Raw genomic sequence first — 7,921 nt, forward strand, 5'->3', positions numbered from 1 at the left:
GACGGTGGCCGAGCCCATCGCCGACGTCACACACGAGCGGGCGGCAGGCCGGACCGCTGAGCCCGTCGCCGAAGCGGGGCCCGCCGGCCCCGACGTCGAGACCTCCACCGAGCCGGTGTCGACAGGTCCCACCCCGCAGCCGGCGGCCGAGCCCGACCCCGGACGGGCCGCCGAGGCGGCGCCGGCGAGCGGCGCGCCCTCAGCCGAGGCGGCGGCGGCGGAAGAAGCGTCCCCCGGCGAGGCCGCCGCGATTCGGAGCGACTGAGCGGACGGCGGCGGCGCGGCCGTCAGTCGTGGACGAGGATGGACTCTCGCTCCGAGCGCCCGCGGTAGGCGCCGCTGTCGTGCTCCTCGTCCCAGCGGCCCCGGCACGACGCGCACTCGCAGGCGTCCATGCCGAGGCTGGCCACGAACAGGCGGCTCACGTCGTACGCCAGGCAGAACGGGCATTGGAGACGCCCGCACCTGTCGTCGCAGCCCGGTGCCGGTGGTGGATACCCCACCCTTCGTAGGATACCGGCCTGTTCTGCCTACGGTGCGTGTTCGGCGCACATTTGCGGAGCGATCACGAACGCGACACGACGTTCCGGTCGATCTTGCCGGGCCCTCCGGGGAGTCTCGTCAGGCGATGACGTCGAGGATCCCGTGCTCGTGGAGGAACTCGGCGAGGCCGTCGACGAGGCGTAGCTCGGCCACCTCGGAGAGGGGGACCCACGCCGCCTCCGCGGCGTCGGACCCGGCCTCGGGCCGTCTGGCGTCGAGCACGCTGACCCGGAAGTCCAGGATCACGAAGTGGTGGTCGGGCCCGATGCGCTCGACCCAGCCGACCAGCTCGTCGCAGACGCCGTCGAGGCCCGTCTCCTCGGCCAGCTCGCGCAGCACGGCCTCGGCCAGCGTCTCCCCCAGCTCGACGCGGCCGCCGGGGACCGACCACTCGCCGGCCGCCGGGCCGCGCCCCCGGCGGACGAGGAGGAGCCGCTCGGCGTTGACGGCGATGACCCCGACGCACAGCTGCGGGCGGTCCGACGCCCCGTCACCCGGGTCGGTCACGCCCGTCAGCCCCTCAGCCGCCGGTGCATCACCAGCAGGCGTGCCGTGAACCCCGACTCCTCGAAGAAGTTCTTGGTCTCGCGGGCGCCCGGGAGGGCGGTGGAGTCCACGCCCAGGCAACCGCGCGCCGAGAACCACGCCAACAGCTCCCCCATGATCGCCTCGCCCACGCCGACCGCCCGGGCGCCCTCCTCGACGAACAGCTCGTCGATGACGCCGAGGCAGCTGCCGTCGCGGAGGCCCTCGAGCCGGCCGGTGCCGAAGCCGACCACCGTGTCGTCGATGGTCCCGGCGACGGCCACCGATGCCGGGCCGGCGACGGTCGCCCGCAGGCTCTCCTCCAGCGGCTCGGCCCGGCCCTCCCGGGCGACGAACAGCGCGCCGCCCCGCTCGCGGGCGCCCAGCTCGGCGAGCGCCGCCCGGCAGAGCGTCGCCAGCCGCGGGACGTCGTTCTCGGTGGCGCGGCGGGCCGCCTCCACTAGGCGCCCGACGGCGACTGGAGCTGGGCGATCCTGCTGAGGATGGTCTTGCGCCCCCGGTGGGCCGTCTCGTAGGCCCGGACGGACTCCAGCTCGTCGGCCGACAGCCCGTCGAGGCGCTGCACCACGTGGGGGGCCGACAGCGAGTCGTAGCCGGGGATGGCCAGGCCGTCGGGCACGGAGCCCGCCGGCGGCTCGTCGGCGGGGGGCGCCGCTGCGGGCCCGGCCCCCGCCCGGGGCTCGGTCGCCGGCGGCGCCGGGATGGCGCCGGGGGTGGCGCCGGGGGCGGCGGCTGGCCCGTGCGTCGCCGAGGACGGGTCGGCGGACGGGTCGGCGGACGGCTCCGCCGGCCGGCCCGGCGCGGCGGCCCCCCCCCGCGTCTCGGCCGACGACTCGGCCGACCGATGGGTCTGCGACGACGGCCGGGCAGACGGCTTCGCGGCCCGGCCCGGGTCGGGTACGAGGCCGAGCCGGGCCAGGCGTCCCGATGCCTCGCGGAGGAGCCTGCTCGCCTCCTTCTGGCCGCGGCCCACGGCGAACCTGCCCACGACCCTCGCCATGGCCACCTGCCCCTGGGACTCCTGGCGACCCTTGGCGATCAGCTTCGGGAGCTCGTCGCGTGCGGCCAGCGCCAGCCCCAGCGGGGCGTACACGAGCAGGTCGACCGCCCGGTCGAGCGGCGAGCGCTCGGCCCCCGAGCCCGGCCCTTCCGTCACACGCAGTCCCGGCAGAGCAGCTTGTCGCGGTCGGCCAACTGGCTCGGGTGCTTCACCAGGAAGCAGGACTGGCACACGAACTCGTCGGGCTGCTTGGGCAGCACCTTGGTGGTGGTCTCCACCCGCTCGTCCTGGTCGGCGGTGTCCTCGGCGTCGTCGTCGTCGGCGACGACCAGCTTCTCCTTGAGGATGACGTCGAGGCTGGCCTCCACGTCGTCCTCGTCGGCCTCGTCGTCCTCCTCCTCATCCTCCTCCTCGTCCGACGGGACGGGAGTGACCACTGCGACCACTTCGGGGATCTCGACATCGTCCTCGACGACCTCGGCATCGTCGAGGACGATGTCGTCGTCGTCGTCGGCCAGGTCGTCGAGATCGCCTTCCTCCAGGTCGTCGGGCTCGTCGACGTCTTCTTCCAGCAGCTCCTCGTCGACGTCGTCGTCAGCCATGAAGGTCCTCACAGAGCGGTCCGGGCGGCGGAACCATACACCGCGCGCCTCCAGCCGCAAGACCGCGCTGAGGGACCAGGAAGCCGTTGGTGCCGTCCGGTGGCTCGACCGTCCGGGCGCCCGCGACGATGAGTTATTGGGACGTTCTCTACTGGGCTTCCTGGTACCCCCGCGTGCCCGGTGACCACCCCCTCCGGATCCCCGACGGGAGCCGGAGGCCCACGACCTGGCGTCTGGGGCGTCTAGGGACGACTCGTAGTCTTGCACGCGCCGCTCAGGCGTCAAGGAGGCCCTGACCAGGGAGTTCGCGCGTCGTCGCAGGTCAGGAGGGTTGCCGGGCGGCGCGACTTTCTGCTCAGAATTTGTGGCGCAGGGCGAGGACGTTGGCCACGTAGCGCACCGTCTCGGGCAGCGGGCCCCGGCTGCGCACCGACGCCAGGCCCTGGTAGTACGACGCCAGGGCCCGGGGCACGTCGCCGGCGTTCTGGTGCAGCAGGTAGGCGAGGAACCGGGCCGACATGCGGATGTTGTCCTCGGGCCGGTTGGGGTCGAGCTGCGCCTTCAGCAGCACGCCGTTCACGAAGGCGATGGTGGCGGGCATGAGCTGGCCGATGCCCAGGGCGTTGGTCGACGACACCCGGTCGTTCCGCCACCCCGACTCCTGCCAGGTCATGGCCTTGAACAGGTCGACGGGGATCCCGAAATCGCGTGCGGCGGCGTCGAACAGCGGCAGCAGCACCAGCCGGTCGGGCCGCGCCCGCAGCGCATCGGGCACGCTGGAGGCCGACGTCGCGCCGGCCGGCACGACCAGGCGCTGGCCGGCCCGAACCCGGTGGACGTCGCGTATCCCGTTGGCCCGGGCCAGCTCGTCCACGGTGACGCCGACCGAGCGGGCGACGGCCGACAGGGTCTGGCCCCTCCCGACCTCGACGGCGCGGTGCGGGGGCGCCGGCGCCGGCGCGACGACCGCCGCGGGAGTGGCGGTGGCGGTGGCGGGTACGACCAGGCGCCGGCCCGCTCGTACCCGGTGGACGTTGCGTATCCCGTTGGCCCGGGCCAGCTCGTCCACGCCGACGCCGAGGGACCGGGCGAGGGCGGAGAGCGTCTGGCCCCGGGCGACCTCGACCGTCGCCGGTGCCACCACCGCCGCTGCTGCGGTGGCGGGCGGCGCGGCTGGACCGGGCACCACCAGGCGCTGGCCGGCCCGCACCCGGTGGACGTCGGTGATCCCGTTGGCCCTGGCCAGGTCGTCGACGGCGACCCCGACGGAACGGGCCACGCCCGACAGCGTCTCGCCCCGCTCGACCACCCTCGTCCCGGCCTGGCCGCCCACCGCCACGCCGATCATCCCGGCCAGGGCGACGGCGCCCCGGAGGCGCCCGCTCAGCACCACGCCGCGACGGTCGGGTAGGGGTTGACCGAGGCGCCGCCGCCCGGCTTGATCTCGAAGTGGAGATGCGGCGTGGTGCCCTTGGCGTTGCCCGTCGAGCCGACGGTGCCGAGGACGGTGCCGCGCTCGACGCGGCCGGACGCGGCGAGGGAGTCGAGGTGGGCGCCGTAGTAGGTGTTGCCGTCGTCGCCGGTGAGGTAGTACGCCAGGCCGGCGATCGCCCCCGAGGCGTGCGCCACCGTGCCACCCACGCTGGCCACCACGGGCGTCCCCCGGGCGGCGAAGAGGTCGGTGCCGAGGTGGCGGCGCTGGCCGGGGCGGGGCTGGCCCCAGCTGTCGGTGAACTGGGTCGTGCCCTTCACCGGGCACAGCCACTCGCCGCCGGGGACCTTGAGCACCGCGCCCTCCCGGACCAGGTTGGGGTTCTTCACGGCGTTGAGGCCGACGAGGTCGGCGACGGTCGTGGAGTACTGGCGGGCGATGGCGCCCAGCGTCTGCCCCTTGGCCACCCGGTGCTCTCGCCCCCCGCCCACCACCACCACGGGCGACGGGAGGGCGGCGAGCGGGGCCGCCACCACCGGTGCCGGCTCGCCCACCTTGGGGATGGCGAGCACCTGGCCGACCCGGACCAGGTCGGCGTTCTTCACGCTGTTGGCCTTGGCCAACGCGTCCACCGGCACGCCGGTTCGCCTGGCCACCCGGGCGAGGGTGTCGCCCGGCCGCACCTTGTACGACGCCGTGGTGGCGGCCGCCGGCGCCGCTGCCGGGGGGGACGGCGCGCCGGCCCGCGGCCCGGCGGTGGGGACGGTGAGGACCTGGCCGGCCCGCACCCGGTCGGGGTCGGCGATCCCGTTGGCCCGGGCGAGGGAGGCGACGGGCACGCCCGTCCTGGCCGCCACGGCGCCCAGGGTGTCCCCCGACCGGACGGTGTAGGTCGTCGCCTTCGGCGCGCCGGCATGCGCCCCCCCGGCCAGCGCCAGCATCACCAGCCCACCGAGGGCCTGCATTCGCGGCACACGACCTCCCACGGACAAGTGGGGAACAATCTACAGGGACCTCATCGACAACATCAACCCCGGATTCAACAGCAGCCACAAGGTGGCGGGCACGCGGGGCCGCGACAGCCCACGGCTCGACGTGGCGGAGGCGGCCCCTACGGGCGGGCGGCCCGGCGGGCCTCGGCCCGGCGTTCGGCCTCGAGGCGCTCGAGGTCGTAGGTGCCGTGGTCGACGTACCGCATCAGGTCGGCGACCAGGCGGTGGCCGGCCTGGTCGGCGATGAGCCGGTGCATCTCCTGGCACACCCGGCGGTACTCCGGGTGCCCCTGGGGCCCCGTCCGCAGCTCGAGGACGTGCATCGCCTCCCGGGCGTTGAGCTGCATCACGTAGCGGACCCGGTAGGCGAGGGCGACGGCGTACGCGGCCTGGGCGGGGAAGGGCCCGGAGAGGGCGTGGTGGAGCGACGCCGAGCGCTCCATGGCCTCGTCGAACGCCCCGGTCTCCCCCGCCTCGTCGACCGCCTCGGGCCGCACGTAGCCGTGGCCGGGCGTCAGGTCCTGCCACTCGATGGTCAGCATGCGGTGGCGCTGGAGGTCGCGGAACGCCCCGTAGTCGGAGAGCACGTCGAAGCGGTAGCCGCTGCGCTCGAGGGCGCGGCCGGGCTTCTGGCGCCGGTTGGAGCGCTCCCCCGCGTAGGCCCGGGCCACCGACGCCTTCTCGTCCGCCGACATCGTGCGCACCCGGGCCATCACCTGGTCCTCGGGCAGGTCCGAGTACGGGTACAGCATGGCGGCGACCAGCTTGTCCTCGGCGTCGGGGTCGAAGTCCACCAGGGTGACGGCGGGCCGGGGCTCGGGCTCCTCCCCCGCCAGCACCCGGGCGGCGACGCCGGCCATGGCCGTGCGGTTGGCCTGCTGGTACGCCGACCAGGCGCCACCCCGCTCGGGCATGTCGACCCGCTTGAGGAACGAGGGGATGACCTTGCGCAGCTCCTCCAGCATCATCCCGGCGTAGGCCCGGGCCTCGGGGAGGGCCGACGCCCGCATGCGTACCAGGAGCATCTCGTAGCCCTGGCCCGTGCCGTAGATCCCGACGTTCGAGAGGGCGGCCGCCGGCAGGATCCCCCGGAGGGCGTCGAACGCCTTGGCCCGGATGGACTGGCGGTGCACGAAGTCGGAGTCCCCCGCCTCCTTGGGATAGCGGGCGGCGAGCCAGTCCTGCATGACCGGGACGAGACGGGCGTAGGTGTCGAACAACCGGTCCATGTCGCCCACGTAGCGGGCGCCCAGCGCCGAGGCGGCCACGGCCGGGTCGCGGAAGTACCGGTAGCGCCCGTTCTGGAGGCGCACGTCGTAGGCGACGTAGCGGGTCGACTGCTCCAGGTAGGCCATCAGCCGGCCCCACTCCAGGACCTTGGTGAGCAGGTTGGACGCCTGTTCGCAGGCCAGGTGCACGCCCCCCAGCTGGGCCACCGAGTCGTCGCCGTACTCCAGGAACACCCGGTCGTAGAGCTGCTCGGCCCGGGCCAGGCCCATGGTGGCGTCGACGGTGAGGTCGCCCTCCATGTCGAGGTCCTCGACGAACTCGTCGAGGAACAGCCGGCGCAGGCTCTTGGAGGACCGGGAGTAGCGGGCGAACAGGGCGCCCTTCACCACCTCGGGCAGGTTGACGAGGGCGAACACCGGCCGGTCGAGGTTGGTGAAGTAGCGGCGCAGCACGGCCTGCTCGTCGACCGTGAACGCCTCGGATGCGTAGTGCATGCGGAGGTGCAGCGTACGGCCCGACCCCGGTGCCGGTGGCGGACCGCGGGGCGCGCGCTAGACGACCACGCTGAGCGCGTCGGGCTCCACCCGGACCGAGATGCGCCGCCCGCGGCCGGCGGCTGCTCCGTCCAGCTCGACCCGCCTCGGCCGGTCGAGCTCGACCTGGACGGCGGGCGCCCGGCGCTCGGTGATGCGGGGGTGGGGCAGGTGGGCCCCGTGGTGGAGGCGGGCCCGCACCTTGGCGAGGTCGCCGAGCGCCAGGGTGGCCCGGTAGGTGTCGAGCCGGCCGTCGTTGGGGTGGGCGCGGGGGCCGAGGTTCCACGGCCCCCGCCACTGGGCGTTCATGGCCACGAACACGTCGCGCCACAGGCGGTCGCGGGCGACGAGGTGGGCCACGAAGAGGTGGAGGACCCCGTCAACCAGGGCCTCGCCCAGGTCCACGGGGAAGGTGACGGCCCGCTCCGAGCGCAGTCGCCCCTCGTCGCCCCGGCCGCCGAGGGTCCGGCACAGGTCGCCTCCCACCAGGCCGAGCACCGGGAACGGCCGGGTCGCCCGCCTGGCCTCCTCCAGCACGGCGCGGGCCTCGGCGTCGGAGCGCACGACCACCCCGTCGTCGGGAAGCGGCCCGGGGGCGCCCCACGCCTTGCCCTTCTCGATCGTCACGGCGCGGTCACGGCGCCGGCGCGGGCGCCGCCTCGGCGTCGGCCCCGGGCCCGGGCGCGCCACCGGCGCCGGTGCCCACGACCGACGACGCCGCCACCACCCCCCGGAACAGGGCGTCGGCCGCCTGGCGGGCGGCGGCCGCCGTGGACGGGCGCGCTGCCACGTCGCCCAGCTGGCGGAGCAGGTCGATGAGCTGCTTGACGTTGCGCACGAAGTCGCCGCCGGAGATCTCCTCGGCGCCCATGACCTCGTCCAGGTCCTCGCCCGACGCCCATGCCCATGCCAGCGCGGCGAAGCCGGCGTCGGGTGCCCGGGTGAGGGGCAGCCCGGCCTCCTTCTCCGCCGCGTTCAGGTCCTCGGCCAGCTTCTCCACCTCCAGCCAGCGCTGGCATGGGCATGGGCGTCGGGCGAGGACC

Annotated in this window: 11 protein-coding genes; 1 reads left to right on the forward strand and 10 read right to left on the reverse strand. The window is 74.9% G+C overall.

Annotation, left to right across the window (positions count from 1 at the left end; translation table 11 throughout):
- The coding region (locus VM242_10215) for a hypothetical protein (protein HVM05539.1) at positions 1-265 on the forward strand (265 nt) is incomplete at its 5' end.
- Positions 266-287: 22 nt separating this feature from the next.
- On the opposite strand, the gene VM242_10220 is transcribed toward VM242_10215, so the two are convergent.
- From VM242_10220 to VM242_10265, 10 genes are all read right to left on the reverse strand, one after another.
- Positions 288-503, reverse strand: a complete 216-nt coding sequence (locus VM242_10220; GenBank protein ID HVM05540.1) for a hypothetical protein — start codon at positions 501-503, stop codon at positions 288-290.
- 118 nt (positions 504-621) lie between these two features.
- Positions 622-1,050 (reverse strand): NUDIX domain-containing protein, encoded by a 429-nt coding sequence (locus tag VM242_10225; GenBank protein ID HVM05541.1) that lies wholly within the window; start codon positions 1,048-1,050, stop codon positions 622-624.
- A 5-nt stretch (positions 1,051-1,055) separates the two neighbouring features.
- A complete protein-coding gene (locus VM242_10230; protein ID HVM05542.1) occupies positions 1,056-1,529 on the reverse strand; it encodes a GNAT family N-acetyltransferase in 474 nt (157 codons plus the stop codon).
- Entirely contained in the window at positions 1,529-2,245 is a 717-nt protein-coding gene (locus VM242_10235; protein ID HVM05543.1) for a hypothetical protein, read from the reverse strand. Before VM242_10235 ends, VM242_10230 begins: the two co-directional genes overlap by 1 nt.
- The gene (locus tag VM242_10240) at positions 2,242-2,691 is read right to left on the reverse strand and encodes a DUF4193 family protein (GenBank protein ID HVM05544.1); all 450 of its coding nucleotides are present in this window, start codon (positions 2,689-2,691) and stop codon (positions 2,242-2,244) included. Before VM242_10240 ends, VM242_10235 begins: the two co-directional genes overlap by 4 nt.
- A gap of 355 nt (positions 2,692-3,046) precedes the next feature.
- Entirely contained in the window at positions 3,047-4,084 is a 1,038-nt protein-coding gene (locus VM242_10245) for a LysM peptidoglycan-binding domain-containing protein (protein HVM05545.1), read from the reverse strand.
- Positions 4,075-5,088 (reverse strand): LysM peptidoglycan-binding domain-containing protein, encoded by a 1,014-nt coding sequence (locus tag VM242_10250; protein HVM05546.1) that lies wholly within the window; start codon positions 5,086-5,088, stop codon positions 4,075-4,077. The genes VM242_10245 and VM242_10250 overlap by 10 nt, the downstream gene beginning before the upstream one ends.
- A 146-nt stretch (positions 5,089-5,234) precedes the next feature.
- Positions 5,235-6,839 carry an FAD-dependent thymidylate synthase gene (locus VM242_10255; protein ID HVM05547.1) on the reverse strand — a complete coding sequence of 535 codons (1,605 nt, stop codon included), beginning with the start codon at positions 6,837-6,839 and terminating at the stop codon, positions 5,235-5,237.
- A gap of 57 nt (positions 6,840-6,896) precedes the next feature.
- Positions 6,897-7,505 (reverse strand): hypothetical protein, encoded by a 609-nt coding sequence (locus VM242_10260; GenBank protein ID HVM05548.1) that lies wholly within the window; start codon positions 7,503-7,505, stop codon positions 6,897-6,899.
- A 7-nt stretch (positions 7,506-7,512) separates the two neighbouring features.
- A partial coding sequence (locus VM242_10265) for a hypothetical protein (GenBank protein HVM05549.1) occupies positions 7,513-7,921 on the reverse strand: 409 nt, incomplete at its 5' end.

Source organism: Acidimicrobiales bacterium, from assembly GCA_035540975.1.
In the GTDB taxonomy this organism is placed as follows: domain Bacteria; phylum Actinomycetota; class Acidimicrobiia; order Acidimicrobiales.

Bases quoted from the DNA above. Each gene is read 5' to 3' on its own strand.
- VM242_10240 (HVM05544.1), bottom strand. From the start codon at position 2,691: ATGGCTGACGACGACGTCGACGAGGAGCTGCTGGAAGAAGACGTCGAC.
- VM242_10250 (HVM05546.1), bottom strand. From the start codon at position 5,088: ATGCAGGCCCTCGGTGGGCTGGTGATGCTGGCGCTGGCCGGGGGGGCG.
- VM242_10255 (HVM05547.1), bottom strand. From the start codon at position 6,839: ATGCACTACGCATCCGAGGCGTTCACGGTCGACGAGCAGGCCGTGCTG.